This is a genomic window from Paraburkholderia antibiotica (assembly GCF_012927125.1).
GTDB classification, from domain to species: domain Bacteria; phylum Pseudomonadota; class Gammaproteobacteria; order Burkholderiales; family Burkholderiaceae; genus Paraburkholderia; species Paraburkholderia antibiotica.
Window position 1 is genome coordinate 167,077 of record NZ_JABBFZ010000012.1, and the last position, 16,333, is coordinate 183,409.

The 16,333-nt window shown below is 62.9% G+C and carries 17 protein-coding genes and 1 tRNA gene; 16 read left to right on the forward strand and 2 right to left on the reverse strand.

All coding sequences use genetic code 11. The features are described 5' to 3' along the window. Nucleotides 1–73 precede the first annotated feature (73 nt). The 5 genes from ilvN to HHL14_RS19990 all read left to right on the forward strand — a co-directional run bounded on the left by ilvN (nucleotide 74) and on the right by HHL14_RS19990 (nucleotide 5,287). Complete coding sequence (ilvN, locus tag HHL14_RS19970) at nucleotides 74–565, forward strand: acetolactate synthase small subunit (RefSeq protein WP_008920618.1); 492 nt, start codon at nucleotides 74–76, stop codon at nucleotides 563–565. A 103-nt stretch (nucleotides 566–668) separates the two neighbouring features. Next, a complete protein-coding gene (gene ilvC / locus HHL14_RS19975; protein WP_075296448.1) occupies nucleotides 669–1,685 on the forward strand; it encodes a ketol-acid reductoisomerase in 1,017 nt (338 codons plus the stop codon). Between the two features lie 132 nt (nucleotides 1,686–1,817). Further along, on the forward strand, nucleotides 1,818–2,456 hold the full coding sequence (locus tag HHL14_RS19980) for a phosphatidylserine decarboxylase (RefSeq protein ID WP_169499343.1): 639 nt from the start codon (nucleotides 1,818–1,820) through the stop codon (nucleotides 2,454–2,456). A 24-nt stretch (nucleotides 2,457–2,480) separates the two neighbouring features. Then, entirely contained in the window at nucleotides 2,481–3,353 is an 873-nt protein-coding gene (pssA, locus tag HHL14_RS19985; RefSeq protein WP_169499344.1) for a CDP-diacylglycerol--serine O-phosphatidyltransferase, read from the forward strand. Between the two features lie 380 nt (nucleotides 3,354–3,733). Then, nucleotides 3,734–5,287, forward strand: coding sequence for a 2-isopropylmalate synthase (locus HHL14_RS19990; RefSeq protein ID WP_169499345.1), 1,554 nt, complete (start codon nucleotides 3,734–3,736; stop codon nucleotides 5,285–5,287). Nucleotides 5,288–5,427: 140 nt separating this feature from the next. Here HHL14_RS19990 and HHL14_RS19995 read toward each other — a convergent pair whose 3' ends face one another. Beyond that, nucleotides 5,428–5,979: a hypothetical protein gene (locus tag HHL14_RS19995; protein ID WP_169499346.1), complete on the reverse strand. Its 552-nt coding sequence runs from the start codon at nucleotides 5,977–5,979 to the stop codon at nucleotides 5,428–5,430. 222 nt (nucleotides 5,980–6,201) lie between these two features. Between HHL14_RS19995 and HHL14_RS20000 the strand changes: the two genes are divergently transcribed. Together HHL14_RS20000 and rpsO are read left to right on the forward strand one after the other, a co-directional pair. After that, complete coding sequence (locus tag HHL14_RS20000; RefSeq protein ID WP_169499347.1) at nucleotides 6,202–7,536, forward strand: branched-chain amino acid ABC transporter substrate-binding protein; 1,335 nt, start codon at nucleotides 6,202–6,204, stop codon at nucleotides 7,534–7,536. 314 nt (nucleotides 7,537–7,850) lie between these two features. Continuing rightward, entirely contained in the window at nucleotides 7,851–8,123 is a 273-nt protein-coding gene (gene rpsO, locus HHL14_RS20005) for a 30S ribosomal protein S15 (RefSeq protein ID WP_169499348.1), read from the forward strand. Between the two features lie 29 nt (nucleotides 8,124–8,152). Here rpsO and HHL14_RS20010 read toward each other — a convergent pair whose 3' ends face one another. Next, entirely contained in the window at nucleotides 8,153–8,335 is a 183-nt protein-coding gene (locus HHL14_RS20010) for a hypothetical protein (protein ID WP_169499349.1), read from the reverse strand. A 138-nt stretch (nucleotides 8,336–8,473) separates the two neighbouring features. On the opposite strand from HHL14_RS20010, the gene pnp reads away from it, so the two are divergent. The 9 genes from pnp (at nucleotide 8,474) to HHL14_RS20055 (ending at nucleotide 16,314) form a co-directional block, all read left to right on the forward strand. After that, nucleotides 8,474–10,603 carry a polyribonucleotide nucleotidyltransferase gene (pnp, locus tag HHL14_RS20015; protein ID WP_169499398.1) on the forward strand — a complete coding sequence of 710 codons (2,130 nt, stop codon included), beginning with the start codon at nucleotides 8,474–8,476 and terminating at the stop codon, nucleotides 10,601–10,603. A 147-nt stretch (nucleotides 10,604–10,750) separates the two neighbouring features. Next, a complete protein-coding gene (locus HHL14_RS20020) occupies nucleotides 10,751–11,767 on the forward strand; it encodes an NAD(P)H-quinone oxidoreductase (RefSeq protein WP_169499350.1) in 1,017 nt (338 codons plus the stop codon). 146 nt (nucleotides 11,768–11,913) lie between these two features. After that, complete coding sequence (gene tpiA / locus HHL14_RS20025; protein ID WP_169499351.1) at nucleotides 11,914–12,690, forward strand: triose-phosphate isomerase; 777 nt, start codon at nucleotides 11,914–11,916, stop codon at nucleotides 12,688–12,690. An 82-nt stretch (nucleotides 12,691–12,772) separates the two neighbouring features. Beyond that, nucleotides 12,773–13,171 carry a preprotein translocase subunit SecG gene (gene secG, locus HHL14_RS20030; protein WP_169499352.1) on the forward strand — a complete coding sequence of 133 codons (399 nt, stop codon included), beginning with the start codon at nucleotides 12,773–12,775 and terminating at the stop codon, nucleotides 13,169–13,171. Between the two features lie 112 nt (nucleotides 13,172–13,283). Next, nucleotides 13,284–13,368, forward strand: a tRNA-Leu gene (locus HHL14_RS20035). 158 nt (nucleotides 13,369–13,526) lie between these two features. Next, the gene (locus HHL14_RS20040) at nucleotides 13,527–13,886 is read left to right on the forward strand and encodes an NADH-quinone oxidoreductase subunit A (RefSeq protein WP_169499353.1); all 360 of its coding nucleotides are present in this window, start codon (nucleotides 13,527–13,529) and stop codon (nucleotides 13,884–13,886) included. A 61-nt stretch (nucleotides 13,887–13,947) separates the two neighbouring features. Then, nucleotides 13,948–14,427, forward strand: coding sequence for a NuoB/complex I 20 kDa subunit family protein (locus tag HHL14_RS20045; RefSeq protein WP_006052903.1), 480 nt, complete (start codon nucleotides 13,948–13,950; stop codon nucleotides 14,425–14,427). Nucleotides 14,428–14,448: 21 nt separating this feature from the next. Continuing rightward, a complete protein-coding gene (locus tag HHL14_RS20050; protein ID WP_169499354.1) occupies nucleotides 14,449–15,051 on the forward strand; it encodes an NADH-quinone oxidoreductase subunit C in 603 nt (200 codons plus the stop codon). 9 nt (nucleotides 15,052–15,060) lie between these two features. Next, complete coding sequence (locus tag HHL14_RS20055; protein WP_169499355.1) at nucleotides 15,061–16,314, forward strand: NADH-quinone oxidoreductase subunit D; 1,254 nt, start codon at nucleotides 15,061–15,063, stop codon at nucleotides 16,312–16,314. The last annotated feature ends 19 nt before the right edge of the window (nucleotides 16,315–16,333 follow it).

The following is a 16,333-nucleotide window of genomic DNA, read 5'->3' on the forward strand; positions in this document are numbered from 1 at the left end:
AAAAGGGCGACAGCGGACGAAGCGGCGCGGAACCGGTCGCAGACATCGACACAACATCTGGAAGAAGCGAAACATGAGACACATTATTTCCGTTCTGCTGGAAAACGAACCGGGCGCGCTGTCGCGCGTGGTGGGTCTGTTCTCCGCACGCGGCTACAACATTGAAACCTTGACGGTGGCTCCGACCGAAGATCGTTCGCTGTCGCGCATGACCATCGTCTCCGTTGGCTCGGACGACGTGATCGAACAGATCACGAAGCATCTGAACCGCCTGATCGAGGTGGTGAAAGTGGTCGACCTTACCGAGGGCGCCCACATCGAACGCGAGCTGATGCTGATCAAGGTGAGGGCGGTCGGCAAGGAACGTGAGGAGATGAAGCGGATGTCGGACATTTTCCGCGGTCGCATCATCGACGTCACCGAAAAGACCTACACGATCGAACTGACGGGGGCGAGCGACAAGCTCGACGCCTTCATCGAGGGGCTCGACTCCACGGCGATTCTCGAAACGGTCCGCACGGGCAGCTCGGGCATCGGTCGCGGCGAGCGTATTCTGAAGGTCTGACGTCACGATCTCGAGGCCGGGCAGCGCGGTATCGCCCGGCCGGCAACACCCACATTCGCAGTACCTGAATTTCTCTGAATTGAATTTAGCCTAAGGAACCGACATGAAAGTTTTCTACGACAAGGACGCCGATCTCTCCCTCATCAAGGGCAAGCAGGTCACCATCATCGGCTATGGCTCGCAAGGCCATGCGCACGCGCTGAACCTGAAGGAAAGCGGCGTGAACATCACGGTCGGTCTGCGCAAGGGCGGCGCATCGTGGAGCAAGGCTGAAAACGCCGGCCTGCAAGTGAAGGAAGTCGCGGAAGCGGTCAAGGGCGCGGACGTCGTCATGATGCTGCTGCCGGACGAGCAGATCGCCGACGTGTACGCGAAGGAAGTCCACGCGAACATCAAGCAGGGCGCAGCCCTCGCATTCGCGCACGGCTTCAACGTGCACTACGGTCAGGTGATCCCGCGCGCTGATCTGGACGTGATCATGATCGCGCCGAAGGCTCCGGGCCACACGGTTCGCGGCACCTACTCGCAAGGTGGCGGCGTGCCGCACCTGATCGCGGTTGCACAAGACAAGTCGGGCGCAGCGCGCGACATCGCGCTGTCGTACGCAGCAGCTAACGGCGGCGGCCGTGCCGGCATTATCGAAACGAACTTCCGCGAAGAAACGGAAACCGACCTGTTCGGCGAACAGGCTGTTCTGTGCGGCGGTACCGTCGACCTGATCAAGGCTGGCTTCGAAACGCTGGTCGAAGCAGGTTACGCGCCGGAAATGGCGTACTTCGAGTGCCTGCACGAACTGAAGCTGATCGTCGACCTGATCTACGAAGGCGGCATCGCGAACATGAACTACTCGATCTCGAACAACGCCGAGTACGGCGAGTACGTGACGGGTCCGCGCATCGTGACGGCTGAAACGAAGAAGGCGATGAAGGCCGTGCTGACCGACATCCAGACCGGCGAATACGCGAAGAGCTTCATCCTCGAAAACAAGGCTGGCGCACCGACGCTGCAGTCGCGTCGCCGTCTGACGGCCGAGCACCAGATCGAGCAGGTTGGCTCGAAGCTGCGCGCGATGATGCCGTGGATCGCGAAGAACAAGCTGGTCGATCAGTCGAAGAACTAAGCGGTTCGACGCAACGAAATCCGGCGCCGTGCGTTCGCGCGGCGGCCGGATCAGTCAAAAAGCCGTCCAAGGGTGCTGAACCCTGGGCGGCTTTTGCTATCCTACGGTTTTACAAAAATACAGAAGCCATCCATGAATTACCCTCATCCGATCATCGCGCGAGAAGGCTGGCCGTTCATCGCCATCGCGGCCGTCGTTGCATTACTGGTTCACGCGTTCGCGGGGTTCGGCATTGCGTGGATCTTCTGGCTGCTCCTGATCTTCGTCGTGCAGTTCTTCCGCGACCCGGCCCGGCCGATCCCGACTCAGGCGAACGCGGTGCTGTGTCCGGCCGACGGCCGCATCGTCGCAGTCGAAACCGCGCACGATCCTTATGCGAATCGTGAGGCGCTGAAGATCAGCGTGTTCATGAACGTGTTCAACGTGCACTCGCAGCGCTCGCCGGTCGACGGCGCGATCTCGAAGGTCGAGTATTTCCCGGGCGCCTATCTGAACGCGGCGGTGGACAAGGCCTCGACCGAAAACGAGCGCAATGCGGTCGTGATCGAAATGGCCGGCGGCCAGACGGTCACGTCGGTGCAGATCGCCGGTCTGATCGCGCGGCGCATTCTCTGCTACGTGCGTGCCGGCGAGCCGCTCACGCGCGGTCAGCGCTACGGCTTCATCCGCTTCGGTTCGCGCGTCGACGTGTATCTGCCGGTCGGCAGCCGTCCGCGTGTGTCGATCGGCGAGAAGGTCTCGGCGTCGTCGACGATCCTCGCCGAGCTGTAAAGCGGCATACAGGAGGTTGTCCGAATGGCCGCATTCAAACCGCGTCGACCGCGCAGCAGTGGACCGCTGCCGCGGCCGTTTCGCCGCAACAAGCCGCCGGTAGTCACCGATTCGCCGGTCGCCGACAGCCGGCGCGCGCAGCGTCAGCAGTTCCTGCGCAAGCGCGGCATCTATCTGCTGCCGAACGCCTTCACCACGGCCGCGCTGTTCTGCGGCTTCTTCGCCGTCGTGCAGGCGATGAACGTGCGCTTCGAGATCGCGGCGATCGCGATCTTCGTGGCGATGGTGCTCGACGGCATGGACGGCCGCGTCGCGCGTATGACGCATACGCAAAGCGCGTTCGGCGAGCAGTTCGACAGTCTGTCGGACATGGTGTCGTTCGGTGTCGCGCCGGCGCTTGTGATGTACGAGTGGATCCTGAAGGATCTCGGCCGCTGGGGCTGGCTCGCGGCGTTCGTCTACTGCTCGGGCGCGGCGCTGCGGCTCGCGCGTTTCAACACCAACATCGGTGTGGTCGACAAGCGTTTCTTCCAGGGCATGCCGAGCCCGGCCGCGGCCGCGCTGATCGCCGGTTTCGTGTGGCTCGCTACCGACAACCGCGTGCCGCTGAAGCTCGTGTGGCTACCGTGGGTCGCGTTCGTGCTGACCATTTATGCGGGCGTGACGATGGTGTCGAACGCGCCGTTCTACAGCGGCAAGGCGCTCGACGTGCGGCATCGCGTGCCGTTCGGCGTGATCCTGCTGGTGGTGGTCGCGTTCGTGCTGGTGTCGTCCGATCCGCCGCTGATGCTGTTCGGCCTGTTCGTGCTGTACGGCCTGTCGGGCTATGTGTTCTGGGCGTACCAGGCGCTGCGCGGCCGGGCCAATCCGGCTCGTTCGATGTCGCACGATCGCTGACGATTCTGGCCATCGGTTGAGGCGCCTTGTCGCCGCGAGAAATAAAAAACGGCAGCCTTCGGGCTGCCGTTTTTTATGGGCGCTAGCGTGGCTTCAGGCGCGATCCTGCGCGCCCCGCGCCGACCGCGGAAGGCCGTCCGGGCGTGCATTGCGTGGCCGCTGGAATGTCGTTATAGTCGTCGGATCAGTGCGTGCGCGTGGCCGATCGAGTCTGATTGTCACGCGCGTTCGTTGCGCCGCGACATCCATCGTTCTCGCCTTGATGCGCTGCCGGCCGCCGTCCGTTTCGGTCGCGATCGCGCAAACTCGCCCGCGGCGGCGCCCATCTTCGAATACCAATACCGATCCCCCAATCCGAACGACTGCCGAGGAGGCCCGACATGTCCGACAAACTGATCATTTTCGACACCACCTTGCGCGACGGCGAGCAATCGCCCGGCGCATCGATGACGAAGGAAGAGAAGATCCGCATCGCGCGGCAGCTCGAGCGGATGAAAGTCGACGTGATCGAAGCCGGCTTCGCGGCCAGCTCGAACGGCGACTTCGACGCGATCCACACGATCGCGGGTCTCGTGAAGGACAGCACGATCTGCTCGCTCGCGCGTGCGAACGATAAAGACATCCAGCGTGCCGCCGACGCGCTGAAGCCGGCCGATCACTTCCGCATCCATACGTTCATCGCGACCTCGCCGCTGCACATGGAGAAGAAGTTGCGCATGACGCCGGAGCAGGTGTTCGAGCAGGCGAAGCTCGCGGTGCGTTTCGCGCGCAAATTCACCGACGACGTCGAGTTCTCCCCCGAAGACGGCAGCCGCTCGGACATGGACTTTCTGTGTCGCGTGCTCGAAGCGGTGATCGCCGAGGGCGCGACCACGATCAACATCGCGGACACGGTCGGCTATGGCGTGCCCGAACTGTATGGCCAGCTCGTGAAGACGTTGCGCGAGCGCATTCCGAACTCGCACAAGGCGGTGTTCTCGGTGCATTGCCATAACGACCTCGGCATGGCGGTCGCGAATTCGCTCGCCGGCGTGCAGCTCGGCGGTGCGCGGCAGGTCGAGTGCACGATCAACGGTCTTGGCGAGCGCGCGGGCAATACGTCGCTCGAAGAAATCGTGATGGCGGTGAAGACCCGCAAGGATTACTTCGGTCTCGACGTCGGTCTCGATACGACGCAGATCGTGCCGGCGTCGAAGCTGGTGTCGCAGATCACCGGTTTCGTCGTGCAGCCGAACAAGGCGGTGGTCGGCGCGAACGCGTTCGCGCACGCATCGGGCATCCATCAGGACGGCGTGCTGAAGGCGCGCGACACCTACGAAATCATGCGCGCCGAAGACGTGGGCTGGGCCGCGAACAAGATCGTGCTCGGCAAGCTGTCGGGGCGCAACGCGTTCAAGCAGCGTCTGCAGGAACTTGGCATCGCGCTCGACAGCGAAGCCGAACTCAACCTCGCGTTCGCGCGCTTCAAGGAGCTCGCGGACCGCAAGGCCGAGATCTTCGACGAAGACATCATCGCGATCGTCAACGAGGAATCGGCGCAGGCGCAGGAGAAGGAACACTACAAGTTCCTGTCGATGTCGCAGCATTCGGAAACCGGCGAGCAGCCGCACGCGAAGGTCGTGTTCTCGGTCGAGGGCAAGGAGATCACCGGCGAGGCGCGCGGTAACGGTCCGGTCGACGCCACGCTCAACGCGATCGAAACGGAAGTGGGCAGCGGCTCCGAGCTGCTGTTGTACTCGGTCAACGCGATCACGACCGGTACTCAGGCGCAGGGCGAGGTGACGGTGCGGCTGTCGAGGAGCGGACGCATCGTCAACGGTGTGGGCACGGATCCGGATATCGTCGCGGCGTCGGCGAAGGCGTATATCTCGGCGCTCAACAAACTGCATTCGAACGCGGGCAAGCTGAATCCGCAGCGCTCGGAAGGCGTGTAACGCCGCGCGCGCTCCAGGCGTTTGTCTTTAAAGCAGAAGCCCCGTGCCTGGATTGGCACGGGGCTTCTTTTTTTGCGGGACGGTTTTCGCGCGCCGCGCGAGTGCCAACAACGCGACGGCGGCGCGAGACCTCGCTCAGCTCAGAACAGACTGCGGCGATCCGGATCGTGCAGCGGGTCGGGCGTTTTCTGCGTGGTTCGCAGGATGCCCTGGTCGTCGAAGTAGAAGCTGTACAGCATGTACCAGACGTTGTCTTCGAGATAGCGATAGGTCCAGACCTCGCGCTTCATCAGCGGGAAGTACGAGGTTTCGACCGGGCGGCCGAAGTTCACCAGCACGTCGCTGCGCGTCCATTTGCCGATTTCGGCGCGATAGAACTCATTGGGCTGCAGTACCTGGCGTACGTTGACGATCTTGCCGGCTGCGTCGATGTCGGCGGCGGTGGTGGTTTCGCCCATTGGCTGGGTCGGCCACATCAGGCGCTTGCCGCCGTCGGGCAGATCGTAGACTTCGCGCGGCGGACCGAGGCGCGCGACGACCGTCGAGGCGTCCGCTCCCTGTTGGTATTGCTGCCACGGCTGTGCGCAGCCGGCGAGCGCGAGCACGCTCAGGCAGACCATCGCGGCGCGGCGCAGACGGGTGCTGGCGGGCGTCACGCGAGAGGCCGCCGTGCGGTGAGGGCGGTTCGACATGGATTCCTCCGATGGCGTTCGAGTAGCGGTTTTTATCGTCGAGACACAACATTTTGACACGCGCTGCGGCAAAAGCGCCGCGCTGTGTGCATGCGTGCGCGGGAATGGAGCGAGGGACCCGCGTCACTCGTGAGCGTCTGTAGCGATAACGGCTGCGCCGGCTTGCCTATTCCCCGCGCGGCGTCCTATGATCCGCGCTTCGGAAGATTCAGGCGGGACGCGATGATGGCAATGTGGCAACGGACGGTGGCGCTGGCGTTGACGGCGATTTCGATGGCGATGAGCGCAAGTGTCGTGCAGGCGGCGGGCGCGGCAGCGGTCGCTGCGACGGGGGCCGCGGCCAACCCGGCGTCGGCAGGTCGACCCACCGGCACGCCGATCCGGCTCGCGCTGATCGAAGGGATGTCCGGTCCGTTCGCGAACGCGGGCGCGGCGGTCGAGCGCAATCTGCGCTTCGGCGTCGAGCAGGTCAATGCGCACGGCGGCGTGAAGCTCGCGGACGGCGCGCACCCGTTCGAGCTCGTCGTGCTCGACAGCAAGGGCAGCACCGAGGAGGCGCTCACCCAGCTACGCGCGGCCGCCGACCGCCATATCGGCTACATCATGCAGGGCAACAGCTCGGCGGTCGCCGCTGCGCTGATCGGCGCGATCGACAAGCAGAACAGCCGCGAGCCGGGCAATCGCGAGCTGTTCCTCAATTATTCGGCCGACGATCCGGCCCTCACCAACGCGAACTGCAGCTTCTGGCATTTCCGCTTCGACGCGCACGCCGGCATGCGGATGGCCGCGCTCGCGGACGTGATCCAGCGTGATCGCGCGGTGAAGAAGGTCTATCTGCTGAACCAGGACTACAGCTTCGGCCACGACGTCAGCAGCCTCGCGCGTTCGACGCTGGCGGCGAAGCGCCCGGACATCGCGGTGGTCGGCGACGAATTTCATCCGATCGGTCGCGTGAAGGACTTCGCGCCCTATATCGCGAAAATCCGCGCGAGCGGTGCCGACGCAGTGATCACCGGTAACTGGGGCAACGACCTGACGCTGCTGGTGAAGGCGGCGCGCGAGCAGGGGCTCGACACGAAGTTCTACACGTTCTACGGCAACAGCCTCGGCGCGCCGGCTGCGCTTGGCGACGCGGGCGTCGGTCACGTGATCGCGGTCGCCGAATGGCATCCGAACGTGGGTGGCGCGGCCTCCGACGCATGGTATGCGGCGTTTCGCGCGCGCTTTCCGGCCGCGCAGGACGACTACCCGGTGCTGCGCATGCCGCTGATGATCGAGACGCTCGCCGCCGCGATGAATCGTGCCGGCAGCGCCGATCCGACCGCGGTCGCGAAGGCGCTGGAAGGCATCCGTTTCGACAACGGTTTTCACGCATCGTGGATGCGCGCCGACGACCATCAACTGATCCAGCCCCTCTACGTGATGGAGATGGACAAGGTGGGCACGCCGGGTGTGCATTTCGATAACGAAGGCTCCGGTTACGGCTTCCGCACGGTGCTGGCATTGCCGGCCGAGCGTACGGTGCTGCCGACGGTGTGCCAGATGCGGCGGCCGTGACGCGTGCGCCGGTCGGGCCGGCACAGTAACGCGGCGCGGCGATCCTGAGATTCGACGACGTAGCCGCGGCAATCGCCGCGGCGGGCTTCGAACGGCGCCGGGCAGGCGCCGAACCGGCTTGCCGGCCAAGGGTTCGCGGCGCAAACCGCCTGTGCTACAATACGCGTCCCGTTATCGGGCAGGGTGTCAAGGCAGTTGCAAAACCAGCCGAAAACTCTGCCGGCGGCGGGACGTAGCAAATGTGAAAAACAACGGGTATTCCACGGCACGGCCCTTCTTCCGTGACCGCCTGTCCAGTTATTAAGGAAATTGACATGTCCGCAGTTGAAACCAGCAAGAAATCCGAAGTCGTCGCGCAATTCGCACGCGCAGCTAACGACACCGGCTCCCCCGAAGTTCAGGTCGCGCTGCTCACGACCCGCATCAACGAACTGACCTCCCACTTCAAGGAGCACACGAAGGATCACCACAGCCGCCGCGGTCTGCTGCGCATGGTGAGCCGCCGTCGTAAGCTGCTCGACTACCTGAAGGGCAAGGACGCGGATCGCTACCGCAGCCTGATCGAGAAGCTGGGTCTGCGTAAGTAATCGGCCAGTCGTTCAGCAAGATGCCTGTGTCAGTTATCGCTGATACAGGCATTTTGTTTTTGCGCGGCGCGCTTCATGTGACGCGTGCCCGCCTGTGATCCGCGGCGTATGCCGGTTCGCGCGGCGTAAGCAGGCAATGCAGTATCGGCAGCAAAAAAGCAGTACAGAGTGACAGAAACATGGCCGGGCTTCAGGGCGGAGGTTTGTGTCATTCCAGCGGTTCGCGCAGTCGATTCGGGCGCGTGGTTCTCTGGAATGGCATAACACGACTCTTCCCATGCGGCGCCGGCCCCGGCGTTGCCGCGCCGCTTCCGGTCCGCGCGGCATAACGATGAGGAAAAGCAATGACTATGTTCAACAAGATCGTCAAAGAGTTTAAGTGGGGTCAGCACAACGTTCGCCTCGAAACCGGTGAAATCGCTCGCCAGGCGAGCGGCGCGGTGATCGTCGACATCGAAGACACCGTGGTGCTCGCTACGGTCGTCGGCGCGAAAACCGCGAAGCCGGGCCAGGACTTCTTCCCGCTGACCGTCGATTACCTCGAAAAGACCTACGCCGCCGGCAAGATCCCGGGTGGCTTCTTCCGCCGCGAAGGCCGTCCGTCGGAAGGCGAAACGCTGATCTCGCGCCTGATCGACCGTCCGCTGCGTCCGCTCTTCCCGGAAGGCTTCTACAACGAAGTGCAGGTCGTGATTCACGTGCTGTCGCTGAATCCGGAAATCCCCGCCGACATCCCCGCGCTGATCGGCGCGTCGGCGGCGCTCGCGGTGTCGGGCCTGCCGTTCAACGGCCCGGTCGGCGCAGCGCGCGTGGCCTACATCAATAACGAATACGTGCTGAACCCGACGCGTCCGCAGATGAAGGAATCGGCGCTCGACCTCGTCGTCGCCGGTACGGAACGCGCGGTGCTGATGGTCGAATCGGAAGCGCAGCAGCTGAGCGAAGAAGTGATGCTCGGCGCGGTCGTGTTCGGTCATGAGCAGATGCAGATCGCGATCGACGCGATCCACGAACTGGTCCGCGAAGGCGGCAAGCCCGAATGGGACTGGCAGCCGGCCGCGAAGAACGAAGCGCTGATCTCGCGCGTGACGGAACTGGCGCAAGCCGATCTGCTCGCCGCTTACCAGATCCGTGACAAGCAGGCACGTTCGGCGAAGCTGAAGGAAGTCTACGCAGCGACCTCGGCGAAGCTCGAGGAAGACGCAGCGGCAGCGGGCACCGCGGCGGCCGACAAGGCGACCGTCGGCAACGTGCTGTTCGACATCGAAGCGAAGATCGTCCGTACGCAGATCCTGAACGGCGAGCCGCGTATCGACGGCCGCGACACGCGTACCGTGCGCCCGATCGAAATCCGTACCGGCGTGCTGCCGCGTACCCACGGCTCGGCGCTCTTCACGCGCGGCGAGACGCAGGCGCTGGTGGTGGCGACGCTCGGCACCAAGGGCGACGAGCAGAACATCGACGCGCTCGAAGGCGAGTACCGCGAACGTTTCATGCTCCACTACAACATGCCTCCGTTCGCGACCGGCGAAACGGGCCGCGTCGGTTCGCCGAAGCGCCGTGAAATCGGTCACGGTCGTCTCGCCAAGCGCGCGCTCGTCGCGTGTCTGCCGAGCGCCGACGAATTCGGCTACTCGATTCGCGTCGTCTCGGAAATCACCGAGTCGAACGGTTCGTCGTCGATGGCTTCGGTGTGCGGCGGCTGCCTCGCGCTGATGGACGCCGGCGTGCCGATGAAGGCGCACGTCGCCGGTATCGCAATGGGCCTGATCCTCGAAGGCAACCGCTTCGCGGTGCTGACCGACATCCTCGGCGACGAAGATCACCTCGGCGACATGGACTTCAAGGTTGCGGGTACGGAGCAAGGCGTGACCGCGCTGCAGATGGACATCAAGATCCAGGGCATCACGAAGGAAATCATGCAGGTCGCGCTCGCGCAGGCGAAGGAAGGCCGCATGCACATCCTCGGCAAGATGACCTCGGCGGTGTCGGGCGCGAACACGGTGCTGTCGGACTACGCACCGCGCATGATCACGATCAAGATCAACCCGGAAAAGATCCGCGACGTGATCGGTAAGGGCGGTTCGGTGATCCGCGCGCTGACCGAAGAAACCGGCACGACGATCGACATCTCGGACGACGGCGTCGTCACGATCGCGAGCACGAACAGCGAAGGCATGGCCGAAGCGAAGCGTCGCATCGAAGCGATCACGATGGAAGTCGAAGTGGGTCAGGTCTATGAAGGCACCGTGCTCAAGCTGCTCGATTTCGGCGCGATCGTGAACATCCTGCCGGGCAAGGACGGTCTGCTGCACATCTCCGAGATCGCCAACGAGCGCATCAAGGACATCAACGACTACCTGAAGGATGGCCAGCAAGTGAAGGTCAAGGTCATCCAGACGGACGAGAAGGGTCGTGTACGTCTGTCGGCGAAGGCATTGCTGAACGACGCGCCGCAAGGCGAACCGAACCCGCAGTAATGCGGTAACGGACAAACGGCCGGTTGCGTTATGCGCGCCGGCCGTTTTTCATGCAGGATGGATTGCATTGCGGATTCGAATGAGCGCGCGGCGCGGGTCTTGCGGGTATCGGGTCGGCAACGCAATCCACTCTTGGAGTTGACGCAGATGAAAGCGATCGAAATCACCGAATTCGGTGCACCGGAAGTCCTCAAGCTGGCCGAGCGGCCGACGCCGCAACTCAAGGCCGGCGAGGTGCTGATCAAGGTGGCGGCATCCGGCATCAATCGTCCGGATGTGTTCCAGCGCAAGGGCGGCTATGCGCCGCCGCCGGGCGCGTCGGATCTGCCGGGGCTGGAAGTGGCGGGCGAAATCGTCGGCGGTACGATCGACGAAAAGAGCAACCCGTTCGGTCTGAAGATCGGCGATCGCGTGTGTGCGCTGCTCGCGGGCGGCGGCTACGCGGAGTACGCGGCCGCGCCGCTGCTGCAATGCCTGCCGGTGCCGGCGGGGCTGTCGGATATCGAGGCGGCTTCGCTGCCGGAGACGTTCTTCACGGTGTGGAGCAACGTGTTCAATCGCGCGCAGCTCGGTCAGGGCGAGGGCGGCGCGAATGAAACGCTGCTCGTGCAGGGCGGCTCGAGCGGCATCGGCGTGACGGCGATCCAGATCGCGCATGCGCTCGGCTTTCGTGTGTTCGCGACGGCGGGGTCGGATGAAAAATGCCGCGCGTGCGAAGCGCTTGGCGCCGAACGCGCGATCAACTACAAGAGCGAAGATTTCGTCGAGGTCATCAAGTCGTTGACCAACGATCGCGGCGTCGACGTGATCCTCGACATGGTGGCGGGCAGCTATGTGCCGCGCGAACTGTCGGCGCTGGCCGACGGTGGTCGCATCGTGCTGATCGCGCTGCTCGGCGGCGCCAGGGCGGAATTGAATCTGAACGAGGTGTTGCGCCGTCGTCTGACGGTGACCGGCTCGACGCTGCGTCCACGGCCGATCGAATTCAAGGCGCAGATCGCCGCGCAGCTGAAGGAGCGTGTGTGGCCGCATCTCGAGGCGGGCCGCATCAAGCCGGTCGTGCATCGCGTGTTTCCGGCCGCGCAGGCCGCCGAAGCGCATGCACTGATGGAAAGCAGCACGCACGTCGGCAAGATCGTGCTCGCTTGGGGTCAGGATGCTTGACATCATCGGTTTGACCCGATCCACCCCAGGCAGTAAAATTGCGCGTTTTGCGCACGCCGGATGAGTCCTATGGACGTCCGTGGATGCAGGTAGGCAGGCGCTGCGAGCGCAGGCCGTCGGCAGGGCAGGCAAGACAGGACGAGACGATGTCGAAACAACAACGAGCCAAACTGGTAGTCGGTAACTGGAAGATGCATGGGCGGCTCGCCGCGAACGCCGCGCTGTTGCAAGCGGTGGCGCAGGGCGCCGACGAATTGCCGGCCGACGTGCGCGTCGGCGTGTGTGTGCCGAGCCTCTATCTCGCGCAGACACAGGCGTTGCTGGACGGCAGCCGGGTCGTGTGGGGCGTGCAGGACGTTTCCGCGTTCACGCATGGCGCCTATACCGGTGAAGTGGCCGCGCCGATGGTGAGCGATTTCGGTGCCACGTTTGCCATCGTTGGGCATTCGGAGCGTCGCGCGTATCACCGCGAAAGCGCCGAGCTGGTTGCGGTGAAAACCCAGCGTGCGCTGGACGCGGGTCTGACGCCAATCGTCTGTGTCGGCGAAACGCTCGAAGAGCGCGAGGCTGGCGCGACCGAACAGGTCGTCGGCACGCAACTCGACGAAGTGCTTGCGAAGCTGTCGGCCGACGAGGCCACTCGTCTGGTCGTGGCCTATGAGCCGGTGTGGGCGATCGGTACCGGCAAGAGCGCGACGTCGGAACAGGCGCAAGCCGTGCATGCGTTTTTGCGTGCGCGTCTCGCGGCAAAGGGCGCGGCGGACGTGCCGCTGCTGTACGGCGGTAGCGTGAAGCCGGACAACGCGGAAGAGCTGTTCCGTCAAGCCGATATCGACGGCGGCCTGATTGGCGGCGCGTCGTTGAAAGATCAGGATTTCCTGGCGATCTGCAAGGCTGCTGCCGCGACCAGCGTGGCCGGTTAAGCAGGGCGCCTCGGCGAGAAAGACTTCATTTTGCGCAACACACTGTGTGCGGCGCAGTTAAATAAAGACTCAGGTGAGTGTGATGCTGTATTTGAAAACATTGATTATCGTCGTTCAGTTGTTGTCGGCGCTTGGAGTCATCGGACTCGTCTTGCTGCAGCACGGCAAAGGTGCCGATATGGGCGCGGCTTTCGGCAGTGGCGCATCGGGCAGTCTGTTCGGTGCGACCGGTTCGGCGAACTTCCTGTCGCGTACGACGGCAGTGCTGGCCGCCCTGTTTTTCGTGACGACGCTGGCGCTCACTTACCTCGGCGCATTTCACGCGAAACCGTCGGCAGGCGTGCTGGGCGCGGCTGCGACGGCACCGGTCGCAGCGTCGCCGGCTTCCGTGCCGGCAGCAGCGGGTTCAGCTCCGGTGGCGGCATCGCCTGCAGCACCGGCGTCTCCCGCATCGGTTCCGGCAACGGGCGTACCGAAATAAATTTTCGTTCGGCGTGCTTTTGTGCGTTGAACAATCTGTTTAAACAAGTTACAATTCAAGTCTTGAAGCGATTCGCGGGTTTTACAAGTTGTTTTCCCGGATTGCATATAGTGCCGACGTGGTGAAATTGGTAGACACGCTATCTTGAGGGGGTAGTGGCGAAAGCTGTGCGAGTTCGAGTCTCGCCGTCGGCACCAAATGTTATCTAAATGCCAGCCGTTTGCTTCGCTTCGGCTGGCATTTTCACTTCTGGCGCATGGTTGTGGCGCTTGCGTTGTGTGCGTTTCGGAAGTGATTTCGCGTCAGGGGTGCTATGCTCCTGACGGCACTCAGAACCAACCGATTGAGGATTGTCTTGAACCTCGCAGCCTATTTCCCCGTATTGTTGTTCCTCATTGTGGGCACCGGTTTAGGCGTAGCACTGGTCAGTATTGGCAAGATCCTCGGTCCCAATAGGCCCGACACCGAGAAAAACGCACCGTACGAGTGCGGCTTCGAAGCATTCGAAGATGCGCGCATGAAGTTCGACGTGCGCTATTACCTCGTCGCCATTCTCTTCATCATTTTCGACCTTGAAACGGCGTTCCTGTTTCCGTGGGGTGTGGCCCTGCGCGACATCGGCTGGGCCGGTTTCATGGCAATGATGATTTTCCTGCTCGAATTCCTGCTTGGCTTTGCCTACATCTGGAAGAAGGGCGGCCTCGACTGGGAATGATGAATTAATCGCCGGTTTAGTGGGTGGCCAGGCTTGCCACCCCGTCTGGAGTGGAAAGCAAATGAGTATCGAAGGGGTCTTGAAGGAAGGGTTTGTCACCACTACGGCGGACAAACTGATCAACTGGACGCGCACCGGCTCCCTGTGGCCGATGACGTTCGGTCTTGCGTGCTGCGCTGTCGAGATGATGCATGCGGGGGCAGCCCGTTATGACCTCGACCGCTTCGGCGTCGTGTTTCGTCCGAGTCCGCGGCAGTCGGACGTGATGATTGTCGCCGGCACGCTGTGCAACAAGATGGCGCCCGCTCTGCGCAAGGTCTACGACCAGATGGCAGAGCCGCGCTGGGTGATCTCGATGGGTTCGTGCGCGAACGGCGGCGGCTACTACCACTACTCGTATTCGGTGGTGCGCGGTTGCGATCGGATCGTTCCGGTCGACGTCTACGTGCCAGGTTGTCCGCCCACGGCGGAAGCGCTGGTGTACGGCGTGATCCAGCTTCAGGCGAAGATTCGCCGCACCAATACCATCGCCCGTCAATAAGGCCAACGCCTTCCCCACAATATGGCAAGCAAACTCGAGACCCTGAAAGCGAACCTCGAGGCGGCCTTTGGCGGCCTCCTGTTGAGCACCACCGAAGCAATCGGTGAATTGACGATCGTCGTCAAGGCAGGCGATTACCTCAACGTGGCAAAGCGTCTGCGCGATGACCGCTCGCTCGGTTTCGAGCAGTGCGTCGATCTGTGCGGCGTCGACTATCAAACCTACGCCGACGGCGCATACGACGGCCCGCGTTTCGCGGCCGTGCTGCATCTGCTGTCGGTGCAGAACAACTGGCGTTTGCGTCTGCGCGTATTCGCGCCGGACGAAGATATGCCGATCCTGCCGTCCGTCGTCGAAATCTGGAATTCGGTGAACTGGTACGAGCGCGAAGCGTTCGACCTGTACGGCATCGTCTTCGAAGGTCACCCGGACCTGCGCCGCATCCTGACCGATTACGGTTTCATCGGTCACCCGTTCCGTAAGGATTTCCCGGTTTCCGGCTACGTCGAAATGCGTTACGACCCGGAAGAGAAGCGCGTCGTCTATCAGCCGGTGACGATCGAGCCGCGGGAAATCACGCCGCGCGTGATCCGCGAGGATCGCTATGGCGGTCTGAAACACTAAGAGAACGTCATGGCAGAGATCAAGAACTACACGCTCAACTTCGGCCCGCAGCACCCGGCAGCGCACGGTGTGTTGCGTCTCGTGCTCGAACTCGACGGCGAAGTGATCCAGCGCGCCGATCCGCATATCGGTCTGTTGCATCGCGCGACTGAAAAGCTTGCCGAAAGCAAGACGTTCATCCAGTCAGTGCCGTACATGGACCGTCTCGACTACGTGTCGATGATGGTCAACGAACATGGCTACGTGATGGCCATCGAAAAGCTGCTCGGCATCGACGTGCCGGTGCGCGCGCAATACATTCGCGTGCTGTTCGACGAAGTCACGCGCGTGCTGAACCACCTGATGTGGATCGGCGCGCACGCACTCGACGTCGGCGCGATGGCGGTGTTCCTGTACGCGTTCCGCGAGCGCGAAGACCTGATGGACGTGTACGAGGCGGTGTCCGGCGCACGGATGCACGCGGCTTACTATCGTCCGGGCGGTGTCTATCGCGATCTGCCTGACGCAATGCCGCAATACAAGGCATCGAAGATTCGCAATGCGAAGGCGTTGTCGAAGATGAACGAGAACCGTCAGGGTTCGCTGCTCGACTTCATCGACGACTTCTTCACGCGTTTCCCGAAGTGCGTCGACGAATACGAAACGCTGCTTACCGACAACCGGATCTGGAAACAGCGTCTGGTCGGCATCGGCGTGGTCAGCCCGGAGCGCGCGTTGCAGCTCGGCATGACCGGTGCGATGCTGCGCGGCTCGGGTATCGAATGGGATCTGCGCAAGAAGCAGCCGTACGAAGTCTACGACAAGCTCGATTTCGACATCCCGGTTGGCGTGAACGGCGACTGCTACGACCGCTATCTGGTGCGCGTCGAGGAAATGCGCCAGTCCACGCGTATCGCGAAACAGTGCATTGAGTGGCTGCGCAAGAATCCGGGCCCGGTGATGACGGACAATCATAAGGTTGCGCCGCCGTCGCGAGTCGGCATGAAGTCGAACATGGAAGATCTGATCCATCACTTCAAGCTGTTCACCGAAGGCTTCCATGTGCCCGAAGGCGAAGCGTACGCCGCGGTCGAGCATCCGAAGGGCGAGTTCGGCATCTATCTGATTTCGGACGGCGCGAACAAGCCGTATCGCCTGAAGATCCGTGCACCGGGCTATGCGCATCTGTCCTCGCTCGACGAAATGGCGCGCGGCCACATGATCGCCGACGCCGTGACGATCATCGGCACGCAGGACATCGTGTTCGGCGAAGTGGATCGCTAGGACGTATTCATCGACGCGT